This window comes from Actinomadura sp. HBU206391 (assembly GCF_014323665.1).
Classification (GTDB): domain Bacteria; phylum Actinomycetota; class Actinomycetes; order Streptosporangiales; family Streptosporangiaceae; genus Actinomadura_C.
The window spans coordinates 1-23489 of sequence record NZ_JABVEB010000007.1; the positions used below are offsets into that span (position 1 = coordinate 1).

At 71.3% G+C, this 23489-nt stretch carries 19 protein-coding genes; 8 read left to right on the forward strand and 11 right to left on the reverse strand.

Features of this window, described 5'->3' with window-relative positions; genetic code table 11:
- The first annotated feature begins 125 nt into the window (after nt 1-125).
- Together HKK72_RS05220 and HKK72_RS05225 are read left to right on the forward strand one after the other, a co-directional pair.
- Complete coding sequence (locus HKK72_RS05220; protein WP_187233085.1) at nt 126-737, forward strand: RNA polymerase sigma factor; 612 nt, start codon at nt 126-128, stop codon at nt 735-737.
- Entirely contained in the window at nt 730-1755 is a 1026-nt protein-coding gene (locus HKK72_RS05225; protein ID WP_187233086.1) for an LCP family protein, read from the forward strand. The genes HKK72_RS05220 and HKK72_RS05225 overlap by 8 nt, the downstream gene beginning before the upstream one ends.
- Before the next feature lie 98 nt (nt 1756-1853).
- On the opposite strand, the gene HKK72_RS05230 is transcribed toward HKK72_RS05225, so the two are convergent.
- Both HKK72_RS05230 and HKK72_RS05235 read right to left on the reverse strand, forming a co-directional pair.
- Entirely contained in the window at nt 1854-3635 is a 1782-nt protein-coding gene (locus HKK72_RS05230; RefSeq protein WP_187233087.1) for a protein kinase domain-containing protein, read from the reverse strand.
- A gap of 91 nt (nt 3636-3726) precedes the next feature.
- Nucleotides 3727-4779 carry a sigma-70 family RNA polymerase sigma factor gene (locus tag HKK72_RS05235; protein WP_222720357.1) on the reverse strand — a complete coding sequence of 351 codons (1053 nt, stop codon included), beginning with the start codon at nt 4777-4779 and terminating at the stop codon, nt 3727-3729.
- A 73-nt stretch (nt 4780-4852) separates the two neighbouring features.
- Between HKK72_RS05235 and HKK72_RS05240 the strand changes: the two genes are divergently transcribed.
- Both HKK72_RS05240 and HKK72_RS05245 read left to right on the forward strand, forming a co-directional pair.
- Nucleotides 4853-5221, forward strand: a complete 369-nt coding sequence (locus HKK72_RS05240) for a VOC family protein (protein ID WP_187233089.1) — start codon at nt 4853-4855, stop codon at nt 5219-5221.
- 58 nt (nt 5222-5279) lie between these two features.
- On the forward strand, nt 5280-6767 hold the full coding sequence (locus tag HKK72_RS05245) for an MFS transporter (protein WP_315987085.1): 1488 nt from the start codon (nt 5280-5282) through the stop codon (nt 6765-6767).
- 12 nt (nt 6768-6779) lie between these two features.
- Here HKK72_RS05245 and HKK72_RS05250 read toward each other — a convergent pair whose 3' ends face one another.
- Complete coding sequence (locus HKK72_RS05250) at nt 6780-8636, reverse strand: AAA family ATPase (RefSeq protein WP_187233090.1); 1857 nt, start codon at nt 8634-8636, stop codon at nt 6780-6782.
- Between the two features lie 99 nt (nt 8637-8735).
- Here HKK72_RS05250 and HKK72_RS05255 point away from each other — a divergent pair, with 99 nt between their 5' ends.
- Nucleotides 8736-10307 (forward strand): SDR family NAD(P)-dependent oxidoreductase, encoded by a 1572-nt coding sequence (locus HKK72_RS05255; protein ID WP_187233091.1) that lies wholly within the window; start codon nt 8736-8738, stop codon nt 10305-10307.
- A 3-nt stretch (nt 10308-10310) separates the two neighbouring features.
- Here the strand turns inward: HKK72_RS05255 and HKK72_RS05260 are convergent, their stop codons facing one another.
- The 3 genes from HKK72_RS05260 to HKK72_RS05270 form a co-directional block, all read right to left on the reverse strand.
- The gene (locus HKK72_RS05260) at nt 10311-11945 is read right to left on the reverse strand and encodes a hypothetical protein (RefSeq protein ID WP_187233092.1); all 1635 of its coding nucleotides are present in this window, start codon (nt 11943-11945) and stop codon (nt 10311-10313) included.
- Nucleotides 11946-12172: 227 nt separating this feature from the next.
- A complete protein-coding gene (locus HKK72_RS05265; protein WP_187233093.1) occupies nt 12173-13570 on the reverse strand; it encodes a DUF2201 family putative metallopeptidase in 1398 nt (465 codons plus the stop codon).
- Between the two features lie 78 nt (nt 13571-13648).
- On the reverse strand, nt 13649-14824 hold the full coding sequence (locus tag HKK72_RS05270; RefSeq protein WP_187233094.1) for a cytochrome P450: 1176 nt from the start codon (nt 14822-14824) through the stop codon (nt 13649-13651).
- 276 nt (nt 14825-15100) lie between these two features.
- On the opposite strand from HKK72_RS05270, the gene HKK72_RS05275 reads away from it, so the two are divergent.
- Complete coding sequence (locus HKK72_RS05275) at nt 15101-15916, forward strand: SAM-dependent methyltransferase (RefSeq protein ID WP_187233095.1); 816 nt, start codon at nt 15101-15103, stop codon at nt 15914-15916.
- Nucleotides 15917-15930: 14 nt separating this feature from the next.
- Here HKK72_RS05275 and HKK72_RS05280 read toward each other — a convergent pair whose 3' ends face one another.
- Nucleotides 15931-16149, reverse strand: a complete 219-nt coding sequence (locus HKK72_RS05280; RefSeq protein WP_187233096.1) for a hypothetical protein — start codon at nt 16147-16149, stop codon at nt 15931-15933.
- A gap of 124 nt (nt 16150-16273) precedes the next feature.
- Between HKK72_RS05280 and HKK72_RS05285 the strand changes: the two genes are divergently transcribed.
- Nucleotides 16274-16927 carry a histidine phosphatase family protein gene (locus HKK72_RS05285; RefSeq protein ID WP_315987086.1) on the forward strand — a complete coding sequence of 218 codons (654 nt, stop codon included), beginning with the start codon at nt 16274-16276 and terminating at the stop codon, nt 16925-16927.
- Between the two features lie 24 nt (nt 16928-16951).
- On the opposite strand, the gene HKK72_RS05290 is transcribed toward HKK72_RS05285, so the two are convergent.
- Nucleotides 16952-17596: a response regulator gene (locus HKK72_RS05290; protein WP_187233097.1), complete on the reverse strand. Its 645-nt coding sequence runs from the start codon at nt 17594-17596 to the stop codon at nt 16952-16954.
- Nucleotides 17560-18852: a sensor histidine kinase gene (locus tag HKK72_RS05295; RefSeq protein WP_187233098.1), complete on the reverse strand. Its 1293-nt coding sequence runs from the start codon at nt 18850-18852 to the stop codon at nt 17560-17562. Before HKK72_RS05295 ends, HKK72_RS05290 begins: the two co-directional genes overlap by 37 nt.
- Nucleotides 18853-19241: 389 nt before the next feature.
- Here HKK72_RS05295 and HKK72_RS05300 point away from each other — a divergent pair, with 389 nt between their 5' ends.
- Nucleotides 19242-20240, forward strand: a complete 999-nt coding sequence (locus tag HKK72_RS05300; RefSeq protein WP_187233099.1) for a polysaccharide lyase family 1 protein — start codon at nt 19242-19244, stop codon at nt 20238-20240.
- 136 nt (nt 20241-20376) lie between these two features.
- On the opposite strand, the gene HKK72_RS05305 is transcribed toward HKK72_RS05300, so the two are convergent.
- Both HKK72_RS05305 and HKK72_RS05310 read right to left on the reverse strand, forming a co-directional pair.
- The gene (locus HKK72_RS05305; RefSeq protein ID WP_187233100.1) at nt 20377-23163 is read right to left on the reverse strand and encodes a substrate-binding domain-containing protein; all 2787 of its coding nucleotides are present in this window, start codon (nt 23161-23163) and stop codon (nt 20377-20379) included.
- Nucleotides 23124-23417, reverse strand: coding sequence for a hypothetical protein (locus tag HKK72_RS05310; RefSeq protein WP_187233101.1), 294 nt, complete (start codon nt 23415-23417; stop codon nt 23124-23126). Before HKK72_RS05310 ends, HKK72_RS05305 begins: the two co-directional genes overlap by 40 nt.
- Nucleotides 23418-23489: the final 72 nt, after the last annotated feature.

Here is a 23489-nt window from a genome sequence, read left to right on the forward strand (position 1 = left end):
CCCGGCCCGGCCCGGCCCGATGCGCGAGAAGGGTCACGGGCGTTGCGGGCGAGTACGTGTGTGAGCGTCAATCGTCGCCGCGGGACCGCGGCTCATCGCAACCACCCGCCGGACGGGAGCCGCGCATGACGGGCCAGGCCCGCGTCGTCGTGCCGAACCCTCTCGTGCGCGACGACGCCGAACTGATCGAGGCGTCGAGATCGCGACCCGAGCGGTTCGCCGAGATCTTCGACAGGTACTTCGCAGAGATCCACCGGTACGTCGACCGGCGGCTCGGCGCCGACGCCGCCGACGACATCGCGGCCGAGACCTTCCTGGTCGCCTTCCGGAAACGCGGTCGATTCGACTCCGCACAGGGCTCGGTACGGCCTTGGCTGTACGGCATCGCCACCCGGCTGGTGAGCCGGCACCGCCGAGACGAGATGCGTCGTTATCGCGCTCTGGCGCGGGTGGGCGTCGATCCGGACTCCGAAAGCCACGAGGACAGGGTGGCCGCGCGGGTCACGGCGTCCGAAGCGGGTTTCCGGCTCAGCGCGGCGCTGGCCGATCTGGCGCGCGGAGACCGCGACGTGCTGCTGCTGGTGGCGCTCGGCGACCTCACCTATGAGGAGGTGGCCGAGGCGCTCGATGTCGCGTACGGCACCGTCTGCTCCCGGCTGAGCCGGGCGCGGAGGAAGGTGCGCGCTGCGCTGGGAGATCCGCGTGGTCGGGAAGGGGGCGAGGAGATTCATGGATGAGCTGACGATGGTGGGCGAGGTGCTCGCGCAGGAGCGGCCGGCCTCGGCACAGGTCACCGCACACGCACGCGGGCGGCTGCTGGACGAGATCGGCACGAGGCGCCGGTTCGCTCTGCGGCAGCGTTCCTGGCGGACCTGGGCGGCGCTCGCGCTGGTCTCCGGCGTCACCGCCGCGCTCGCGGTCGCCCCCACGGTGCTGCTGGGTGGAGACCATTCCGTGCAGGCCCCGCCGGGGACCCGTCCGGTGAAGCAGGACAAGGCGCTCAACGTGCTGGTGGTCGGCTCGGACCGCAGCCACGGCGTCTCCGGTGCGCGCGCCGACACGATGATCCTGCTGCACCTCTCGGCGGACCGTAAGAGCCTCAGAGGGGTCAGCCTGCCCCGGGATCTGATGGTGCGGATCCCGGCCTGCGAGTCGCCCGAAGGCGCGGCCTTGCGGGGTCGCCTCGACCTGCTCGGCTCGGCGTTCCTCACAGGCGGGCTGACCTGCGCGTGGAAGACGGTGGAGTCGGTGACCGGCGTCCATGTCGACCATGCCATGGAGATCGACTATTCCGGGTTCAAGAGCATGGTGAACGCGCTCGGCGGGGTCGAGATCAGGTTGCCCAGAGCGGTGGACGATCGGTACTCCGGTCTGCGGCTGCCGGCCGGCCGGCAGATCGTCGACGGTGAGCAGGCGCTGGCCTACGTGCGCGCCCGCCGCGGCATCGAGGACGGATCCGACCTGGCGCGGGTCAAGAACCAGCAGCGGTTCCTGGCCGCCATGCTCGCGAGGGCCGGCGACCGGCTCACCGACCCGGCCCGGCTCTACTCCTTCCTGCAGGCGGTGGACAGGTCGGTCACCACCGACCCGGGACTCGATCTGAAGACGATGTACGCCATCGCCCGTGGTGCGAAGGTGACCGGGCCCGGCGGTGCCACGTTCGTGACGGTGCCTGTGCGCGTCTATCCGCCCGACCCGAACCGGATCCAGCTGAACGGCCCCGCCGCCGAGCGGCTGTTCGCCCGGCTCAGGTAGCGGACCGCAGCGGGTGGGACGCGGATCGGGCGCCGCAGGAATGTCGGCGGCCGATCCGCGATGCGGTCTTCCGTACGTCCGGCGGTTTCGGCGAGGGGTCAGGACCGCGGCGTGAGCGTGACGCGCTGGATCGTGATCTTCTGTTTGGGGTGTCCGGCGCCGCGCGCCTCGCTGTCGTCCGTGCCGTGCCGGGCCACGTCATCGACCACCTGCAGACCCGACACGACCTTGCCGAAGACGGTGTAGTTCCCTTCCAGCCGCGGTATGTCGCCGTACACGATGAAGAACTGGCTGCCGTTGGTGTCGGGCTGCGCAGTGTTGGCCATCGCGACCGTGCCGCGTACGTAGCTCGTGCCGGCGGGGTTCTCGTCGCCGAAGCGATAGGCGGGGCCGCCCGTGCCGGTGCCGCTCGGGTCGCCGCACTGCAGAACGCGCAGCTCCCTGACGGTGCTGAGCCGGTGGCACTGCGTGGAGTCGAAGTAGGCGCGCTGCGCCAGGTAGGTGAAGGAGTTGACCGTGCACGGCGCCTTCGCGGCATCGAGGTCCATGACGATGACGCCACGGTCGGTGGTCAGGGTCGCGCGGACCGTCCCGGTGATCTCGGGCCGAGGGGGCGGTGTGCCCGAGTTCCGCTGGACGGATTGCGCGTCGGAGGCCGGCGGCAGGTAGGAACACGGTCCGGTCGGCGCCGGGCTCGGGCTCGAGCCCGCCCGTTCGCCGCCCGTGCCGGAGCGATCCCCGTCGTTCAGCACGCCGTTCAGCACGAAGGCCGTCGTGGCGCCGATGACGAGGACGGCGGCGGCGATGCCCCCGGCGATGGCGCCGGCCCGTCCGGCGCCGGATCGTTGTCGCGGGCCGGGTGCCGGGTACGGCGGCCCCGCGGCCCATCGCTGCGGATACGGAGACGGCGGCTCCGTTGGAAGGCCCGATGGAGAACCCGGCGGGGGGCCCGATGGGAAACCCGGTGGAGGGCCCGGTGGAGCGTTCTGCGGAGATCCTGGCGGGGGCCCCGGCGAGGGGAGCCGCTGCTGGAGGGGTGCCCTCAGCCGGGCCGCGGTGGTCGTCCCCGACTCCAGCAGATCGCGCTGCCGCGCGTCCCCGAGCAGCCGCGACAGGACCTGCAACGCGGTCGGCCGGCGCTCGGGGTCCTTGTCCAGGCAGGCCGAAACCAGCTCGCGCAGGTCGCCGGTGAGGCCGCCCAGGTCCGGCGGGCTGTGCACGATCCTCGTGATGACGGCGGGAATGCTCTCGCCCCCGAAGGGCGGCAGCCCGTTGGCCGCGGCGGCGATCGTGCACCCCCAGGCGAACAGGTCCAGTGGCGGCCCGGCGGGTGCGCCGGCGAGCTGCTCTGGAGCCATGTAGGACGGCGTGCCGATGGCCCCGCTCATGGTCGCGGCCGTGGCGTCGAGCGGCCGGGCGATCCCGAAGTCGATGACCCGGGGGCCGTCCGAACCGAGCAGCACGTTGCCCGGCTTGAAGTCGCGATGCACGACTCCGGCCTCGTGGATGGCGGCGAGCGCGGTGGCGGTGCCGATGGCGAGCTGCGCCAGGTCGGCCTCGGCGAAGGTCCGGCCTTCGCTGATCACCTGTTGCAGCGACGGCCCGTCGACGTACTCGCTGACGATGTAGGGGAGGTCTCCGGTCGCGTCGGAGGCGAGGATGCGTGCGGTGCAGAAGGGCGCGACCCGTTCCACGGCGGCGAGTTCGCGCCGAAGGTGCCGCAGCGCCGTCGGATTGTGCATGACCCAGGGGTGCAGCAGCTTGACCGCGACCTTCTCGCCTGCGCCTGAGACACCGAGGAACACCGCCCCCTGGGCGCCTTCGCCCAGTCGGCCCGTCAGTGTGAAGCCTCCGACCGTCGTCGGATCGGTCGGTCGCATCGGGCCGATCAAGATTTCCTCCAGCTCGCACGTGCCGTCGTCGGGCGGGCCCTCGTCGGCGGACTGAACGGCCGAGCGCGGGTCATGATGGTCAGGGCGGCGTGGCGGGCAGCCCGAAGGGCGGGAAGTGCTCGGTACCGATGAACGAGGTGATCTCGGCGATTCGGTCGGCGCGCAGCGTCAGCACATTGATCGACCAGCCGAGGTGCGCGCCGGCGTCCTCGTCCCAGAGGTAGGAGGCCACGGCGGGCTGGCCGTTCGCGCTGACCAGGACGTTGCGCCAGTTTCCGCATTCCGCGAGCGGGACCCGCGCGGCGAAGTCGGCGACGGCCTCGATGCCGTGGTACCAGCCCGCGAGCGGCGGCATCGACCAGGTGACGTCCTCGGTCAGCAGCGCGACCATGGCGTCGGTGTCGCCGCTTTCCAGCGCGGCGGAGTACTCGGCGACGATGTGCCGAAGGCGAGCGTCGTCGATCTCCCGCAGCGTCTGCTGCTGGGTGGGCGAGGGGATCTTCTCGGCGACGATCCGGCGGGCACGCTGCAGGGCGCTGTTCACCGACGCGCTGGTGGTGTCCATCATGGTGGCGATCTCGGCGGCCGAGAAGCCGAGGACCTCGAAGAGCAACAGCGCCGCCCGCTGGTTGCCCGGCAGGTGCTGGAGGGCGGCGACGAACGCGAGTTCGACGGCTTCGCGCTGCTCGTAGTGCGCGTCCGGGCCGGCCAGATCATTGGTGAGGCCCGCATCGGGGTAGGGGCCGAGCCAGGCGACGTCGGCAAGCGGGGCGTCGCCGATCACGGCGCGGTCGCTGGACGGGCCGAGGTCGACGGGCAGGGCCCGCCTGCCGCGGGTCAGGGCGATGTCCAGGCAGGTGCGGGTCGCCACCGTGTACAGCCACGAGCGCAGCGAGCTGCGGCCCTCGAAGCGGGCGAGCCCACGCCACGCCCGCAGCAGGGCGTCCTGCAGGGCGTCGTCGGCGTCGTGGGTCGAGCCGAGCATCCGGTAGCAGTGGGCGTGCAACTCCCGGCGCAGCGGTTCCACGATGCGGGCGAACGCGGCGTCGTCCCCGTCGCGCGCCCGGGCCAGGTCGGGGTCCTCGGCCCACTCCGTCGCCGTGGCCGCGGCCTGCGAAGAAATTTCGCTCACAAGCGATGATTCTGCCGCACGGCGGGAGTCTCCCCTTCGACCGAGTACGACCGCCCTGCCAGGAGGACCCCTCATGACACCGACCGGACCCCGCACAGCACCCTCGTGGTTCGACATCTGCTCTCCCGACGTCGCGCGGGCGCGACGCTTCTACGAGGAGATGTTCGGCTGGGCGATGAACGTCGTGGCGGAGGAGGGCTACACGCTCGTGGGCGGCGAAGACGGCCGGCCGATGGGCGGGATCGGCCAGGCCGGTCCGAGCAGCCCGTACACCCCGGGGATCGTCGTGTACTTCCAGGTCGACGACCTCGACACCGCTCTCGCGCGGGCCGAGGAACTCGGTGGCGAACGAACACTGGACCCGCAGGCCCTGCCCGGCATGGGGCGGATGGCCGTGTTCAACGACCCCGACGGCAACGCGGTCGGCCTGTTGGGTCCCTGACGGCACGCCCGCGGGACATCGACGGCGGCATGGTGAATCGATCTTCAAGGGAGCCAGCGTGACCACGGTGAACTCGAATTCGGCCGCGGAGGGTGCCGAGGCCCCACAGCTCGATCCCCGGCGGTGGTGGGTGCTCGCCCTGGTCTCGGGCCTGCAGTTCATGATCCTGCTGGACATGACCGTCGTGAACGTCGCGCTGCCGCGGATCCAGGAGTCCCTCGGCTTCACCGAGGCCGGGCTGGCGTGGGTCGTCAACGGCTATGTGTTGATGTCGGGCGGGCTGTTGCTGCTCGGCGGCCGGTTGGCCGACTTCTTCGGCCGGCGGCGGCTGCTGCTGACCGGCGTGGTGGTCTTCGCGGTGTCGTCGATCGCGTGCGGTGCCGCCGTCTCGCCGGGGATGATGGTCGCCGGCCGGGTCGGTCAGGGGATCGCCGAGGCGATCGCCGCCCCCGCGTCGCTGGGCCTGATCGCGTTGCTGTTCACCGATCCGAAGGAACGGACGAAGGCCCTGGGAATCTGGGGCGGGCTCCTGGCGGTCGGCGGCACCTTGGGCTATGTCATCTCCGGTGTCCTGACCGATCTGGCGTCCTGGCGCTGGATCTTCTACATCAATGTGCCGGTCGCCGTGGTCGTCCTCGCGCTCGTGCCCCGTCTGGTCGCCGAGAGCCGGATGGTGCGCGAGAAGGACCACCGGCTCGACGTCACCGGGGCGATCACCTCGACCGCGGGTCTCTTCGCCGTCGTCTACGGGCTGCTGCAGGCCGCCGAGCACCCCTGGGGGTCCGCGACGGTGGTGCTCCCGCTCCTCGCCGGAGCCTGCCTGCTCGTCGCGATGCTCGTCGTCGAGCGGCGCGCGAAGAATCCGCTCATCCCGCTGGAGTTCTTCGCCAACCGCACCAGATCGGTCATCAACGCCACCTCCTTGTTCTTCATGGCGGCGTTCATCTCCTACACCTTCATGCTGACCCTGTTCGAGCAGCACGTGCTGCGCTACTCCCCGCTGAAGAGCGGGCTGGCCTGGCTGCCGCTCGGGTTCGCGATCGGGATCGGCATCGGTCTGGGCACCGCGTTGACTCCGCGCATCGGCGTCAGGGCGGTGACCGGCATCGGTTTCATCGGCGCCGGCATGGGGCTCCTCCTGACGAGCATGATCGAGCCGGGCACGTCCTACGTCGGCGGGATCCTGCCGGGAATGATCGTGTTCGGGGTGTTCGCCGGCGCCACCATGCCGGCCGCCACCACGGCCGCGCTGCACAAGGTCACGGTGCAGGACTCCGGCCTGGCCTCGGGCGTGCAGACCACCATGCAACAGATCGGCAGCGCACTCGGACTCGCCGTCCTCGTGACCCTCGCGCTCCGGTACGCCGATGACGAGATCCGGCATGGCGTGCCCGCGGAGGTCGCGGTGACTTCGGGCTACGTCATGGCCTTCCGCGTCGGCGCCGCGCTGATGGTTCTCGGTGGAGTGCTCATCATGGTGCTGTTCGAGCGCGTCGACCCGGACCTGCGGGACCCGACGGCCGAGATGGTCGAGAAGTCCCGCTGACCGCCGGCCGGGCTACCGTCGGGTGAAGACCTCGATCCAGAACCGCTGCCTGTCGCCGGCGGCGCCGATGAGGTAGGTGGCTTTCAGCTTGGGCGGGAGCAGCGGCGCCAGCCGGGCCACGGTGCCTCGGTGCTCGCGCAACTGCGGCAGCTCAGAGTTGGCGAGCACGCGGTGCACGACGTCGGTCGCGTCCGTGCCCTCGGGACCGTCGTCGGCGGCCTGACGCAGCCGCTCCGCCCAGGCGTCCACGTCGGCGGCCAGTTCGCGCAGGCCGGTGACCTGACGCGACGCCAGCCGCGCCTCGAGGTCGATGAGCGGTACGGGAGCGTACTCGCCGTCGCCGAGATAGATTTTGGCGAGCTCGAGCGGCACGCCTCGTCCGTACAGCTTGATGAGCCGCTCCAGCGTGCGCTTGGTGATCCACTCCCGGCCCTCGTCGTCGATGTCGTTCTTCCACCACTCGAGGACGGTCTCGGCGACGCCGCCGTAGCGGCCGATCAGCCACTCGTTCGCCGGGATGTCGTCGGGGGTGACCTGCAGCGAGACGGTGAAGCGGGACGCCTGCGCGATGGTGTTGCGCGCCACCAGCAGCTTGCGGCCGAGGTGGTACGGAGGGTTCTGCAGCGCGATCTGGGCGCGCAGTCCCTCGATCCGGCGGCCGGCCAGTGACCACTCCTGGGTGATCTCCATGAGCCGGGCGAACGTCGCCTTGTCCTTGGGCCGGTTGTACTCGTCCCACACGATGGCCTTGTCGCCCGGGCCGGTGAAGGACTGCGCGAGCAGGTTGTCGAGCGTGCCGTCGGCGGTCGGCACCGGGGCGCAGAGGTCCTCCACATTGGTGACGGGCAGCGAGAAGTAGAGGGGGTCGCGGCCGAGCTCCTCGCGCACCACCTCCTTGACCACCTCGGTCTTGCCACAGCCGGGCGGGCCCTGGACGAGCACGGTCCAGCGGTGGCGCAGGGCCGCGCGGACCACCCGCCGTACCGCGTCGGGCACATGCGCCGGATCGGGCACGTCCGCGCCCGCCCGGCGCAGTTCCGTCGCGATGCGTTCCAGGATCGCCGGGGCCTCGTCGGTTCCCGGTGTGCCGCCGGCGCCGGCACCCGGCAGCACGAGCCGGTCGCCGTTCAGCAGCGGCAGGCCCCAGACCAGCGGGAACCCGGCGAGGGCGCAGTCGAGGACGTGCTCCAACGTGCGCGGGGACAGCAGCCGGCGCTGCTCGGCCGACAGCGACGCCCACACGCGGAAGACACCGGTCAGGTCGAGGTCGCGGAACCGGCGGGCGAGCGCCACCCGCCACGCGGTGTCGGCCGCTGTGACCTGGAGCGTGGCCATCCGGTCCAGGATCGCCAGGTCGCTGCGGCGGGCGGCCGTCTCGCTGAGCGACTCGTTGTCGGTGAGGAAGACACCGACGCACCCCAGCGCGCGCAGGTCGTGCTCGCCCAGCGTCCACGAGCAGGCCACCTGCATCAGCTGCGACTGGATGGTGTCGCCGGCCTGCAGCGAGTCGTCGATGAGCAGCACGAACGGATGACCGGGCTTGAGCTGCCGCATGATGAGCTGCCGCAGCACCAGCTCATCGCCCTGCCGGACGGGTGCGTTCACGAGGAGGTCGTCGGGCGTGAGGTTGGCGGCCGGCACGTACACCAGCCGGACGCCGTCGTAGGCCTCGCGGACGTGCGTGAAGAACGTGGAGGTCTTGCCGATGCCGTGCTCGCCGAAGACCTGACCGGTGATGCCCAGATCGATCATCGCGTCGATGAAGCCGGCCAGCGCCGACCCGCTGGGCCGGTCGGCCGGCCGCTCCGGGTAGGTCGCGGTCGGCCGCCAACGCGGCGTGGCGCGCAACTCAGCCGGTGCGATGGTCACGTCAGGTCTCCCTCATCGTTTTCGCGGATACCAGTACACGTTCGCCGGATACCAGTACACCGGGACCCGGCCCCCGAGATCACTGGATTTAATGGCGCCATGCGCGACGAGGATGTGCGGACCTGCCTGAGAGTGCTCGCCGAGCTGGCCGACGCCCCCCATGACGACCCGGATCTCGCCAGCGTCCGGCAAGCGGTGAGCGTCTTCGTGAAGAAGACCCGCGGGCGGCAGAAGGCCGGGGAACGACGGCGACGCTCCGAGGCGGACGCCGCGGTCCTGGCCGGCACGGCCACCGGAGCCACCGACCGGCAGGAGGGGGCGCCGGCGGTGTCGCGGCCGGTGGAAGACGCTCCCGCACCGGCTTCGGGGGTGGAGAGCGCACCGGTCCCGCAAGGCCGAGCGCCGGTCCCGCCGGCTCGGCGGCCGGTCGCGCCCCGCCGTACGGACGAAGCGCACCTTCGGACGGAGGACGGGCCTCGTCGCATCGGCGGCCTGCTGGCGTGCTACGCGTGCAAGGCCCACTTCCGGCAGATCGACGGCTTCTATCACCGGCTGTGCCCGCCGTGCGCCGAGGAGAACAGGAGCCACAGGTCGGCGCGCACCGACCTGTCCGGTCGCCGGGCGATCGTCACCGGCGGCCGGGTGAAGGCGGGCTTCGAGCTCGTGCTCAAGCTGCTGCGCGACGGCGCGGCGGTCACCGCGCTCACCCGCTTCCCCTCCGACGCCCGGCGGCGTTTCGCCGCGGTGGACGATCACGCGGAGTGGCGGGACCGGCTGACCGTCACCGGCATCGACCTGCGCGACCTCCCCGCCGTGGTGCGATGGTGCGATGAGCAGGTCGCGGCCGCGGAGCCGCTCGACATCCTGGTGAACCTCGCCGCGCAGACCCTGCGCCATCCGCCGGAGTCGTACGCGGCGCTGATCGCCGCCGAGCGGGCGGCCGGCGCGCTGCCCGCTCGGGCGGGCGCGCTCTCCGCTCGGGCGGGCGCGCTCTCCGCTCGGGCGGGATCGGGGCCGGAGTCGCCGGACCACGCGCTGCCCGTGGCGGGCCCCGCCGGCTTCGCGGAGCGGCTCGTACGGCCCGCGGGCGAGGGGAGCCAGGTGACGCCGACCGTAGGGCCGGACGAGGGGTCGCTGAGCGCGGTGCCGGGAATCGTGGACGTCGCGGGGCTGCTTCCCGACCCCTCGCCGGTCAACTCCTGGACCCGGCTGGTGCACGAGGTCGACCCGGTCGAGCTGCTCGAGGTGCAGCTGATCAATGTCACTGCCCCGTTCGTGCTTCTCGGCCGGCTGCGTCCGTTGCTCACGCGCTCACCGTGGCCTCGGCGGTACGTCGTGAACGTCTCGGCCGTCGAGGGGCAGTTCGACCGGATGTACAAGGGCCCAGAGCACCCGCACACCAACATGGCCAAGGCGGCGCTCAACATGCTGACTCGCACGACCGCCGACGAGCTGGCCGGCCATGGCGTCTATGTCACCAGCGTGGATCCCGGCTGGTTCACCGACCAGCAGCCCGAGCCCGACCGGCACCGCCGCACCGCCGCCGGATTCCGGCCGCCTCTCGACGTCGTCGACGCCGCGGCGCGCCTGTACGACCCGATCGTGCGCGGCGAGCGGGGCGATCCGCTGTACGGGTGCTTCCTGAAGGACTACCGCGTCACTCCGTGGTGACCCTCAGCCGTTCTCACCGCCCACCACGCCGGAGGTCATGAGCAGCTCGGGCAGGGTTCCGACGAAACCGTCCCGCAACAGCCGTAGCGCCACCATCCAGGCCTCCGGCCGGCCGCCCAGGTGCAGGTGGACCAGCTCGGCCAGCCGGCGGAGCACCCTCGGGTCGGGCATCGCGTCGCCGACGGGCGCGAGCACCGCGTCGGGGGTCACCAGTTCCAGCACCTGGTCGGCGGTGAGCTCGTCCCCGTGCCGCTGTAGCGCCGCCGCCACCTGCCTGCCGTAGATGGTCGTGGGATCCCAGTGCGCACGCACCTTCGGATCGCGAAGCCGCCGGCGCGGACCCTGCCCGGTCTCGTCGACGAGGAAGGGACGCAGCACCACGTCGCCGATCCGGCCGGTCAGCGCACGCACCGTCGCGGTGCCGCGCATTCCCGGCAGCCACAGCGACTCGGCGAAGAGGGCGAGCGGCTCGGGGGGCAGCAGCTCGATGACGTCCTCGGCGGTCAGCGTGCCTGCGACGAGGCCGTTCCCGGCGACGTTGACGACGGTCTGCGTGCCGGTCAGCGCGAGGTGCTCGCAGGCCGCCGCGAGCAGTTCGGGCGTCGGGTCGGAGATCAGCGAGGCGAGCGCCGGATGGTCGGCGATGACCAGTCGGAGCAACTCCGGCGGGGTGTCGGTGCGCTGCGCCATCACCCGGGCCGCTGGCCGGGGGAGCGGCCCGTCGGCGCGCCGTCGGCGCGGTTCGTCGGCCAGCACCGCCGGCCAGTCGACCCGGGGTATCGAGGGGTGTCGCCGATCCACGATCGTGCGGACCAGCGCCGGGCTCTCCTGGCGCCAGGGTTCCCGGGCGATCGTGTCGGCGATCTCGGCCGCCGACCGCAGCCATTCGGGCCGTCTCACCCGCTCGGAGAGCTCACGCAGCCGCGCTGCGCCGTCCTCGCCGGCCAGGGCGGCCTTGACGTACGCCCGTACGCCCGGCTCGGAATCCTCGGGTCCCCACCGCTCCTCGGGGAGGGCGTCCAGTTCGAGCAGTTCCCGGAGCCGGGCGCGCCGACCGGCGTCGAGCAGGGTGCGGCAGGCGCGTACCGCGCCGTGCGGGTCGGTCCCGCGGCGCAGGGCGCCGAGCGCGTGATCGGCCAGGTCGGGGTCGGCCGAGTGGAGAAGAGGGGGCAGCAGCCTGCTCGTCCGCCCCTGCCCGTCGGCCTCATGAAGCAGCTCCCACAGCCGCGCGGGAAGGGGGACCGGTGAGACGCCGTCCCGGCGGGAGGTCTGGTGGGCGAGTTGCCGCCTCAGGTTCCGGGGAACGCGGTCGGAGAGGTACAGCGCGAGGTTGATCTCAGGGTCGTCGAGATCGAGCAGACGGCCCAGCAGGCTGGAGGTGTGGTCGGACAGTGCGTCGCCGGCCAGCCTCGAGTCTCGCATGGTCTCCAGCAGCAGACCGCGATCCGGGCGCCGCAGCATCGCCTCGGCGATCATACGGTTGGGCATCCCGTGGCTGACGTGCGCGCGACCGGCCCGGTCGTGACGCAGGTGGCCGAGAAGGGCGTCGAGTTCACCAGGGGTCGCGAATCGCAGCAGTCCGGCGGCGCAGGCGTAGCCGTCCGAAGCCCTGAGATAGGTGGCGGTCGCAGAGGTCACGAGCCGACACCGTACGGGGTGATCCACACCCGCCGCCAGTGAGCGATCGCACAGCCCCGCCCACGCCGATGCGGTCGCGGCACGCCGTGCGGGCGCCTACGCGGACGTCCATGCGAGCGCTGTGCCCCCGCTTGTGCCCCCGCTTGTGCCCCCGCTTGTGCCGACGCTTGTGCCGACGCCTGTGCCGACGCCTGTACCGACGCCTGTACCGACGCTTGCGCCGACGCCTATGCGGGACGCACCCGGTGGCAGGCCATCGGAGGGTGCCGTCGCTCCGGCCAGTCGTCGCCGCCTGGAGTGATCAGCCAGATCCACTTGTCCGGCCGCGCCGGGCTGATCTTGGGGGCGAGGCCGTCGGTGACGATGATGACGGCGTCGGGATGTTCGTCGAGGCGCTCGCCGTTCACCGCGTGGCGGCCCTCGACGTAGTCGCGGACGACGCCGAAGTTCGTACCGCCCCCTCCGTACACCCGCTCGCCCGGCCGGAACGGCATCACCATCGCGTCGAAGCTCAGCCAGTGCGCCTCTACCCCGTCGATCTGGCCGACCAGTTCGGTCAACCACTCGACCAGCGGGGTGAGCATGGACCCGGACGTGTCGAGCGCGATGACCACGGTCTTGACCCGCTCGGGCCCACGGCGGGCCAGCATGGGGTCGTGACCGAGGGCCGCGAGCAGCGCGCCACGCTTCTTCGGGTAGACGAGCCGCTCGCCCTCGCGCAGTCTGGACGCGAGCACGTCGACCAGCCACCGCTGCCACCAGTCGACTCGCCGGGTGCGCGTGGTGACACCGCGCAGCGCGTGTGCGCCGAGGTCGCCCCACAGCCGGTCGACACGGTCACTGGCGCCCTCGGTGCGGCCGAGCAGGTCGAGCAGTTCCCCGCGCGCCGCGACGTCGCCGCGCCGGGCGGCGATGAGCACGCTGCGCAGCACGTCGGAGGCGACGCGGTCGACGGTCTCCTGGTCGAGCCCGGCGTCGTCGAGCAGCAGGTGGACGCAGACCGGTCCCGGCACGGGCGGGTGCCGCATCCGGCCGAGCTCGCGGTAGACGCTCATGTCGGTGGCGATGAAGGCCGCGTAGTCGAGCGAGTCGGCGCCTTGGGCGTCGAGGTCGGCGCGGTAGGCGCGGTGGATCTCTTCGGGGTCGATGCCGACCGGCTCGCCGTCGATCGTGGGCAGGCCGGCCTCGCGCAGTCGCACCTTGGCGACGTGGTTGACGGTGACCTCGCAAGCCACGATGAAGACCGGGTCCTCGCGCAGTTCCCGGTCGGCGAACAGATGCCGCTGCACCAGGTGCCGGGCCTCATGGAAGAGGACGAACCGCACGCCTTCCAGACCGAGCGCCACGAAGAAGTCCGGGTTGTAGAGCAGCAGGCAGGTGCCGTCGCCCGAGGCCAGCACGGCGGCGGTGCCCACCGCGGTGGTCGCGATCTGGTGGTGGCATTTGGTGTAGATCCATGACGCGATGGCGCTGTGCGTCATCCCGAGATCCAGCAGCGCCTGCTCCTTCAGCCGCCGAGCCGCCTCGACCGTGCCGGGGTCCGCCGGCCGCCATTGCTCCAGGGCGCGCCGGTCGGTGAGATCCACCACCGGTGCTCTCGGCCGCACCCGGTCCCCGTACGCCATGCGCCCAAGCATTACGCCCGGCGGGACGGATCTCCAGCGGTTTCCCGGCCCCGCCCGGCCGGGCCGGGTCCGGCGGGGCTACCAGGTGACGGGCAGTGCCATGAGGCCGCCGGTCAGCTGGTCGGGGCGCTGTTCGAGGCGATCGAGCGGCACGGTCGGCCGCAGCGCGGGGAAGCGCCGGGGAAGTGCGCCGAAGACCGCGCGCAGCTCCACCCTGGCCAGGCTCGCCCCGAGGCAGAACCGGATCGCGTACCCGAATCCCAGATGCGGATCAGTGGACTCACGGGTGACGTCGAACCGTTCGGGATCGGGGTAGACCCGTTCGTCGCGATTGGCCGCGACCGTGGCCAGCACGACGAGTTCGCCGGCCTTGATCGTCACCCCGTCGACCTCGACGTCCTCATGGGCGTAGCGGATCAGCCCGTGCTCGCTCGACGCGCCCATCCGCATGATCTCCTCCACTGCCGCGTCGGTCAGGTTCGGGTCGCGTTTCAGCGCTTCGAACTGGCCGGGGTTGCTCAGCAACAGCAGCACGCCGTAGTCGATCTGGTTCATCGTGGTCTCGTGGCCCGCGAAGAGAAGGCCTCCGGCGAGCGTCGCGACCTCGTGGCTCGGCAGGTCGGCCGCGGCCAGATCGGAGTACACGTCCTCGCCCGGGTCGGAGCGCTTGGCCGTGACGATGCCGTGCGTGTAGACCTGCATCTCCTCACGTGCCGCCGCGGAACGGCGCAGGTCGCGCAGGTCTCCCATGTCGTCGGCGATCGCCCGGAATCGGTCGCGGTCCTCGTACGGCACACCGAGCAGCTCGCAGATCACCTGTATGGGCAACGGGACGGACAACAGCTCATGCAGGTCGGCCGGCGGCCCGTGCTCCTCCATCTCGTCCAGCAGGTCGTCGACGAGCTGCTGGACGCGCCCGGCCAGCGCCTGCATGCGGCGGGCGGAGAAGGCGGGTGCGAGCAGCCGTCGCATGCGGTCGTGCGCCGCCTTCTCGGTGGCGTGCTCGCCCTGCGGCCCGCCGAGAAGGCTGGAGTTGGACAGCCGGGGAGCGGTCTCGGGCGTGGGGTGGGAGCGCCCGAATCGTTCGTCAGCGAAGATCTTGCGGGCCTGTTCGTACCCGGTCACGAGCCAGGCCTCGTCTCCAGTGCTGGTGCGGACCCTGGTGACGGGCTCCTCCTTCCGCAGGACTGCGAACGCCGGCGAGAGTTCCAGCAGGTTGGCTCGTTCGAACGGCAACCGCGGCAGGTCGGTCATGTCAGGAGCCCCTTGTTCCGCCTCTGGTCCACTCCCGAACCTCGCATTCGTCAGGTCTGCGGTCAATGCGCCGGTTCCGGCCGAACCCGGTGTCCGACCGGTGTGGTCCTCGGTCCGCCTTGGGCCCGTCCGGGCGATCGGCCGCTAGGTCGAAAGGCTGGGTGTCTTGAACGATTTCGCGAGCAATGCAACGCTGCTGCAACAGCGTCAGTAACTATGTCGTTATGTCCCGGTCGGCGTTAGCCTCGATGGAATCGATCGGGTGGAGGGATCACGGTGGCACCTTCGGAACGGGAACTTCCCCGCTTCGATCCGACGATGCCCAACGAGGCACGCGTCCTCGATTTCATCATCGGTGGCAAGGACCACTTCGCGGTCGACAGGGAGGCTGCGGACAAAATTCTGGAAGTGGCCCCGGACCTGCCGTTGCTCATGAGCGAGAGCCGCAAGTGCCTCGGGCGCATGGTCCGCTTCCTGGCGCAGGTCGGCATCCGGCAGTTCGTCGACATCGGTTGCGGGCTGCCGACCCGAGGGAACGTCCACGAGATAGCGCAGGCCGCGGCCCCCGGTTCCCGGGTGGTCTACGTCGACAACGACCCGGTGGTGGTGGCACACGCCCAGGCGCTGCTGGTCAGCAACGACGACACCAGCGTGGTGCAGGCCGACGCGCGTGACGTCGAGCACATCCTCGCCCACCCCGGCCTCACGTCACTGATAGATCTGGAGCAGCCGGTCGCCTTCCTGCTGGTGTCGCTGCTCCAGGGGATCCACGAGGACGACGTCGCGACCGGGATCGTCAAACGGCTGCGGGACGCCATGGCCCCGGGAAGTCACCTCGCCATCGCCCACGCGATCTCGGATACCTGCCCCGAGGTCACGGCGGATCTCTGGGCGCTCTTCCGCCGCGGGAGCACCAGGGGTGAGCCGCGGTGCAACGTCCGGAACAAGGCCGAGATCGATCCCTACTTCGACGGACTCGAGCTCGTCGAGCCGGGCGTCGTGCATCTGCCCGCGTGGCGGCCGGATCCCGGCGAGCCCACCGTCGATCCGGAATCGGTCTGGGTGGTCGGCGGGATCGGCCGCAAGAACTGACGGCGCCCCCGCGCCTACTTGCGCTTCAGCGGAACCCCGCCGGGAGTGCTGTCGTTGGGCACCAGATAGGTGATGGCCGCCTGGGCTCCGAGGCCCACCAGGGCGATCAGAATCTCCCTGTTGAGCTCCCCGGCCTGGATCCAGTTCACGAGGAAGGCCGCCAGCGCGGTGACGAACATGGCCCACCACTTGCGCGTCGGCCAAGGTGAGGTGGCCGTGGTCGAGTCTGGCATGTCACACTCCTCGAGAAATGTTGCACCGTCACGATGCTCATCCGATTCGAGGGCATCGGAGTTACTCCGCTGGCTGACATCGGACACGCCTGCGTGAGGGGGCGAGTCAAGTCGAGGAGGGCTGGTGCGCGTTCGGCTCATCAGACACGGCCAGAGCGAGTCGAACGCAGGGCTACCGACCAACGGGCCCGCCGTCACGCCTCTCACCGCCGTAGGCCGGGAGCAGGCGGAGCGGGTGGCCGAGGTCTTCACCGAGCCGCCCTCGCTCATCGTGTCGTCGCCGTTCATCCGGGCCGGGCAGACAGCCGAGCCGACCCGCAGGCGCTTCCCCGACGTCCCCTACGAGGAATGGCCGGTCCAGGAGTTCACCTATCTGGGCAGCCTGCACGGTCCGTCGACGACCGGGGAGGAACGCCGGCCGCACGTGGAGGCCTACTGGGAGCGGTGCGACCCGACCTACGTCAACGGCGGAGGTGGGGAGTCGTTCGCCGCTCTGATCGGCCGGACCGGAGACCTTCTCGGCCGCGTCGACACCGGGTCTGAGGGACTCGTGGCCGTCTTCACCCATGGGCTGTTCATGCGTGCGTTGATCTGGTCGGTGCTCACCGGCACCCGCGAGCCCGACGCCGCCGACATGCGCGACTACCGCCGGTTCGCCGAGGTCTACGTGCTGCCCAACGGCTGCATCGTCGACCTGCGCCTCACCGGCGGCCGCCCCGCCGTGGTCGGCGGAGGTGTCACACATCTACCCGTCCACCTCGTCACGGGCGCCGGCTGATCTCCTGGGCGGGGAGGCCGACCGTCAGCGGTTGAGGTAGGCGAGCACCGCGAGGACCCGGCGGTTGTCGTCCTCGGAGACCGCCAGGTCGAGCTTGGTGAAGATGTTCGCGGTGTGCTTGGCGACGGCCCGCTCGGTGACGACGAGCCGCTGCGCGATGGCGGCGTTCGAGCGGCCCTCGGCCATGAGGGCGAGCACCTCCCGCTCGCGCGCGGTCAGCCGGGTGACCGGTTCCTCGCGGGCGCCGCCGGCCAGCAGCCGGGAGATCACTTCCGGGTCCATCACGGTGCCGCCCGTCGCGACCCGGCGTACGGCGTCGACGAACTGGGCGGAGTCGAAGACCCGATCCTTCAGCAGGTAGCCGACCGCTCCGCTGCCGTCGGCCAGCAGCTCACGGGCGTACAACTGCTCCACGTACTGCGAGAGGACGAGCACCGGCAGGCCCGGAACCTCGCGACGGGCCCGCAGCGCCGCCTGGAGTCCCTCGTCGGTGAACGTCGGCGGCAGGCGCACGTCCACCACCGCCACGTCGGGCCGCTGCTCGACCAGGGCGGTCAGCAGCGAAGGCCCGTCCGCGACGGCGGCGACGATCTCGAAGTCGTATGCCTCGAGAAGTCGGACCAGACCATCCCTCAGCAGAGTGAGGTCCTCGGCGAGGACGACGCGCACGGCAGCTCCATGGTCACGATGGTGGGGCCGCCCTGGGGACTGTTCAGGGCGAGGACTCCGTCGAATGTACCGATCCGGCGCTCGATGCCGCGAAGCCCGGTGCCGTCGGCCACCGAGGCGCCGCCGATGCCGTCGTCGGTGACGATGACGCGCAGCGAGCCGTCGTGGTGCCGCAGGTCGATCCAGACCCGCTGAGCGCCCGAGTGCTTGGAGGCGTTCGCCAGCAGTTCGGAGACGGCGAAATACGCGGCCGACTCCACCGGTGGGTCGAGCCGGCCCGGCAGGTTGACGTCGACGTCGATCCGCATCGGCAGGTCCAGCGCCAGAGCGCGGACGGCGTCGCCGAGGCCGCGGTCGGCGAGCACCGGCGGATGAATGCCGCGGACCAGGTCGCGCAGTTCTCTCAGCGCCGTGGCGGAGGTCTCACGAGCCTCGGCCAGCAGGACTCGGGCCTTCTCCGGGTCGCGGTCGAGGAGATGCTCGACCGCTCCGAGGCTCATGCCCATCGCGACCAACCGGGCCTGCGCGCCGTCGTGCAGGTCCCGCTCGATCCGCCTCAGCTCGCTCGCCTGCGTGTCGACGGCGTCCGTGCGGGTCCGAGTCAGGTGCCGTACGCGCAGCGCCAGCGCCTGCTCGGGTGTCGGGGCGAGCAGCACCCGGGTCCAGGACGCGTGCACGGCCAGCAGGCGCCGCCCGGTGCCCAGGCCGATCGCGATGTAGACCGCGCCGAGCACCCCCGCCAGCAGCGCGGTGGGCTGGTCGGCGACCGGGAGGAAGGTGTACCACTGGGTGCCACCGTAGGTGTCGACGATCGGGCGCCACACGCCGCCCGCGAGCATCAGGCCGAACAGGCCCTGCACGATGAACGCGGCGGGTAGCAGCGCCGTGAAGCCGGCGACGATCGGGTCGGTGAGCGTCCACAGCAGATCCCGCCAGAACGCCCTGTCGGTGAGTACCCACTGACACCGCTGCCACCGGCCGGTGAAGCCGGGCTCCGGCGTGGGACGGGGCAGGTACGGCCGCGCGATCGGCGTGCCGGCCCAGCGTCCGGCGAGGTCCCTTGAGCGGTCGGCCAGGCGGCGCACCGCGTCGGCGGCGGGGGGCAGGAGGAAGATCCCGATGCCGATCCCGATGAGGCTGATCGCCAGCACGGTCACGGAGAACAGCGTCAGGCCGACCACCGTGGTCAAGCAGAACAGCGCCAGGCCCCGCAGCGCCGCGACACCGCTCTCTCTCGCTCTCTGAACGACGTCCATGACCTTCAGCTCCTTGTTCCGCGTGCTCACTAGGTCCCTTGTCCCGATCTCAGTGTGCCGACCGCGCCGCGTTGTGCACACTGGCCGTGAACCCCCGGTACGGGGTGTATCTAGGTCCACCCCGGCGGGCGGCGGGTCGTGGGACGCGGGACGGGGGACCACCGTGAGACCGGCCGGGAGCAGGGACGTGACCTCACGTCCGTGCGGCAGGGCGCAATTGTCCACACAGTGTGCACGATCGTCCACACCCTTCGCCTAGCGTCACGTTGCGGCAGGACAGGCCGCAGGGGTCACGTTCCGAATCGTGCGGGGGCGCCCACCGCAGGAGGTGATCTGGTCCGACGAACTCCGTCCTCTCCGCAAACCCCCTCAGAACGGAGAACCACCTCATGAGAAAGTCCATCAAGCGGATTCGCCCGGCCGGGCTGGCCGCTCTGGCCACCGCCGTGGCCGTCACGCTCGTCGCCGGCTTCGGGTTGCAGAGCCAGGCGCAGACCGTCGGCGCCGTACCCGGCCCCGTGGCGCCGTTCGCAGAGTCGAGCCCGGTCGGGTTCGCCAGCATGAACGGTGGCACCACCGGCGGCGCGGGCGGCGCCACGGTGACCGCCGGTTCGGCCTCGCAGTTCGCCGGCTACGCCCAGTCCAGCACCAGGTACATCATCCAGATCAACGGCACGATCTCGTTGTCCGGGATGGTCAAGGTCGCCTCCAACAAGACGATCATCGGTGTGGGAACGTCCGGCCGGTTCACGAACGGCGGGCTGAACTTCAGCGGGGTCAGGAACGTGATCGTCCGCAACCTCACCTTCAGCGGAGCGGCGGATGACTCGATCAACGTTCAGGAGGGGTCGACCAACATCTGGTTCGACCACAACTCACTGACCGACGGCTACGACGGGCTGCTCGACATCAAACGCGGCTCCGACTACATCACGGTCTCGTGGAACCGCTTCTTCGGCCATGACAAGACCGCGCTGCTCGGCCACTCCGACGACAACCGGAGCCAGGACGTCGGCCACCTGCGGGTGACCTACGTGCACAACTGGTTCGACGGCACCGGCCAGCGGCACCCGCGGGTGCGCTTCGGCAACCCCGTGCACGTGCTCAACAACTACTACTCCAACATCGGCAGCTATGGCGTGGCCTCCACCTGCAACGCCGGCGTGCTCGTCGAGAGCAACTACTTCGAGAACGTCGAGGACCCGTTCCACCGCGGCGAGGGCAGCTCGCCGGACGGCGCCCTGGTCGCCCGCAACAACTACCTGTCCAACTCGGGCAGCGGCGAGACCGGCGGCAGCGTCGCGGGGATCCCCTACTCCTACACCGTCGAGAGCGCGGCCAACGTCAGGAACACCGTTCGGAGCGGTGCCGGCGTAGGCAGGATCTAGGCGCACTCGGCGGGCCTCCGGGCGGCCCGGCGCCGTGCGCCGGGCCGCCCGTGACCGGCCTCCCCGTGCTGAGAACGCGTTGAGAGGCCGCCCTCGGCCGCGGATCCGCACCCGCGGGGTTCCGCGGCCGGGGCGGCTATTCGGGATGTTCGCGGAAGGCCTGCGGCGTGACGCCGGTCAGCTTGCGGAAGACCCGGCTGAAGTAGGCGCGGTCGCGGAACCCCACCCGGCGGGCGACGACCTGGATGCTCTCGCCGGTGTTGCGCAACTGATCCTTGGCGTGGTGGATGCGGAGCCGGTTGAGGTAGTCCCAGGGTGAGATCCCGAGGTCCCGGTGGAACACCCTGCTCAGATAGTCCTCGCTGACCGCGACCGCCCGGGCGATGCCGCGCCGGGTGAGCTGGTGGGCGTAGTTCCGGTGCAGGTAGACCAGCATCCGCAGGACCAGTGCGCTCGTCTGGCGCTGTGTCTTCAGCACGCGCTGTACCGCCCGGACGGTCTCCTCCTCCGACAGGATCCCCTTGACCTGCAGCGTCACCTGCGCATGCGGCTCCAGCCGCTCGACGTCGTCGAGCGTGGGCGGCCGGGTGGTGAGCACCAGCACCGGCACCTCGCGGAGCCGTGGATCCGGGCGCATCCGGTCGAGCACGTCGAGGCCGTCCATGTCCGGCAGGGCCAGGTCGAGCACGACCAGGCCCGGCACCTCCTCGGCCATCGCGGCGAGTGCGGCGCCTCCGTCGTCGGCGGTGCGCACGGGATGACCCGGCAGCCCCTTCGCGAGGAGGGTCCGGTGGTGCGACCGCGTGCGGGAGTCCCCGTCCACGAGCAGCACCGGGCCGCTGACGGCTGCCGGCCGGAACGCCTCCACGATCTCCCACAGGCTCGATCGGCGCGGGGGATCGGACGGTGCATAGAGCAGGACGGGCCGCTGCCGGGTCCGGGGATCGTCGCGCAGCCGTTCGGCCAGAGGCCAGTCGTGCGGGTCCGCCCGGCCCAGATCCCACGTGAGCGCCGTCGGGGGCGCCGCCTCGAGAACGGCGTCCAGGTCATCGCCCGGGTCCAGGCCCCGCGCGGTCCAGCCCGGCCTCGTCCACCCGCACGCCGTCCACCCCTGGGCCACCAGGCCCGTGATGCCGGGCACCTCGTCGGCGGAGAGCCCGACGCAGAGCAGCACCGGATCGAGGTCGTCGCCGCCGTCGAGCGGCCGGTCGCCCAGGGTCGGCAGCGGCAGGTCGATGTCGAGGACCTCGCCCCCGTCCGGCCGGCTCGTCGCCGCCATCGAACCGCCGTGCAGCCGGATCAGCCGGTGCGCGAGCGCCGGGCTGAGTTCCAGATCCGGGCCGAACGGCTCGAACAGCTCAAGGTCGGTGTGCTCCACCCAGATGTGCAGGTTCGGCGGTCGCACCTTGGCCCCGAGAACGACCCGGCCGCTGCGGGCGGTGCCGAGCAGGCCGATGACGACGTGGCGGAGCCGCACCGGATCGGCCTGGATGATCGGCAGCCGGTCGGGCAGCCGCAGCCGCCAGGCGATGTCGGCCCCGCGGTCGGCGACGGAGCGGAACGCCGCGTCGAGCAGGGGGCGCGGGTCGACCGGCTCGCGCGCCAGGTCGAGGGCGCCGATATCGGCCCGGGACAGATCGAGCACGTCCTCGATCAGCCGCAACTGGCGCTCCGCGCTACGCCGGATGGCGGTCAGCCCGTCGCGCATCTGGCCCGCGCCGCACGGGTCGCGCAGCCGCTCGGTGGCCTCGATGATCGCGTTCAGCGGTGTACGGAGCTCGCGGGTGACGTTGGTCAGCAGCGAGGTCTTGAAGCGGTCGGCCTGCTGCGCCCGGTCTCGGGAGTCGAGGACCTCCTGGAAGAGCATCATCCCCTTCAACGCCGCGCTGAGATGCTTGCGCAGTACCTCATAGGCGAGCCCGTTGTGCGGCCCCGCCTCGAAGACCGCGAACCCGATGGGGTCGTCCAGCACGTACAGCGGCTCGACCACGAGGCTGAAGCGGCGTTGCCTCGGCAGCATGCCGGGCGGCACGAGCCGCCGCGCGTCGAAGTGCAGCCCGCCCGGCTCCAGCGCCAGCGGCCCGTCGTCGTAGCCGAACACCAGCCGCGCGCGGTCGAAGGTCCCGTCGTACAGCGCGAGATAGCAGCTCTTGATCCCGAGGTACGGCAGACCCGCGCCCAGCACGTCGGTCAGCGTGGCGATGTCGCGAGTGGTGATCAGTTCCTGGCTGATGTCCTGGAGCCGGCCGGCCAGGTCGTCGGCGCGCCACAACTCGTACGCGAGGTCCTCGGCCGAACCGGCGGTGACCGGCGCCGGGCAGCCGCAGGAGCGCCGCACGACCAGCCGCGGCCCGGCCCGGCGCGGCTGAGGGGCCGGCTCATCGGCCAGCCGTGCCAGCAGGGTCTTGACGGTGTGGTCGGCCTGGGCGTGGAAGGGCAGGGCCACCGAGGTCAACGGCGGGTTGGCCAGCCGGGCCTGTGGCGAGTCGTTCACCCCGACGACGGCCACATCCGCGGGCACGCCGATGCCGTGCGCCGCAAGTGTGCGCGAGGCGCCGAAGGCGAGCACGTCGCTGCAGGCGGCGATGGCGTCGAAGTCCCGTCCCGGCCGCAGCCCTCGCACGTCCAGCAGCGCGCGCATGGCGGACGCGCCCGCGTCCCGCTCGAAATCCGCGGGCGGCGACACGAGCGCGGGGTCGAGCGGGAGCCGGCAGGACCGCAGGGTGTCGGCGTACGCCCGGTATCGCTCACGCGCGTGATGGTTGTCCTCGGGGCCGCGCAGGCAGGCCACGCGGCGATGGCCGTGCACCTCCACGAGATGCCGTACCGCGGTGCGCATCGCGTCGTAGCTGTCCAGCGCGGCGTGCTCGCCCGGCGGCGTGGTCAGGCTGACGGTGTCGAGCGACCGCGGCCAGCGGGGCACGGTCTCAGGACGAAGGCCACCGCGGACGTCCAGCACACGACGGCGTCCAGCGTGTCCGGGCCGATCAGGTCGTAGACCGCGTTGCGCCGGGCCCCATGGCCCTCCGGGGCGTGCAGTTCCCCGCCGGGAAAGCAGATCAGGTTGGCGCCGTACCGCTCGGTCGCGTCGGCGACGCCCGCCCAGACCGTCTCGCCCACCCCGACATGGATGTTCGCGGTGACGAACCCGATGGTCGGGTGACTACCGGAGGACATTTCACGAATTCCATTTTATGGAGGACACATCGTCGCAGCGGGACCGTAACCCACACGCCGCGGACCAGCAAG

Excerpts from the sequence above, each read along its gene's own strand:
- HKK72_RS05220 (WP_187233085.1), top strand. The coding sequence starts at position 126 with ATGACGGGCCAGGCCCGCGTCGTCGTGCCGAACCCTCTCGTGCGCGAC.
- HKK72_RS05225 (WP_187233086.1), top strand. The coding sequence starts at position 730 with ATGGATGAGCTGACGATGGTGGGCGAGGTGCTCGCGCAGGAGCGGCCG.
- HKK72_RS05230 (WP_187233087.1), bottom strand. The coding sequence starts at position 3,635 with ATGCGACCGACCGATCCGACGACGGTCGGAGGCTTCACACTGACGGGC.
- HKK72_RS05240 (WP_187233089.1), top strand. The coding sequence starts at position 4,853 with ATGACACCGACCGGACCCCGCACAGCACCCTCGTGGTTCGACATCTGC.
- HKK72_RS05255 (WP_187233091.1), top strand. The coding sequence starts at position 8,736 with ATGCGCGACGAGGATGTGCGGACCTGCCTGAGAGTGCTCGCCGAGCTG.
- HKK72_RS05265 (WP_187233093.1), bottom strand. The coding sequence starts at position 13,570 with ATGGCGTACGGGGACCGGGTGCGGCCGAGAGCACCGGTGGTGGATCTC.
- HKK72_RS05270 (WP_187233094.1), bottom strand. The coding sequence starts at position 14,824 with ATGACCGACCTGCCGCGGTTGCCGTTCGAACGAGCCAACCTGCTGGAA.
- HKK72_RS05280 (WP_187233096.1), bottom strand. The coding sequence starts at position 16,149 with ATGCCAGACTCGACCACGGCCACCTCACCTTGGCCGACGCGCAAGTGG.
- HKK72_RS05295 (WP_187233098.1), bottom strand. The coding sequence starts at position 18,852 with ATGGACGTCGTTCAGAGAGCGAGAGAGAGCGGTGTCGCGGCGCTGCGG.
- HKK72_RS05300 (WP_187233099.1), top strand. The coding sequence starts at position 19,242 with ATGAGAAAGTCCATCAAGCGGATTCGCCCGGCCGGGCTGGCCGCTCTG.
- HKK72_RS05310 (WP_187233101.1), bottom strand. The coding sequence starts at position 23,417 with ATGTCCTCCGGTAGTCACCCGACCATCGGGTTCGTCACCGCGAACATC.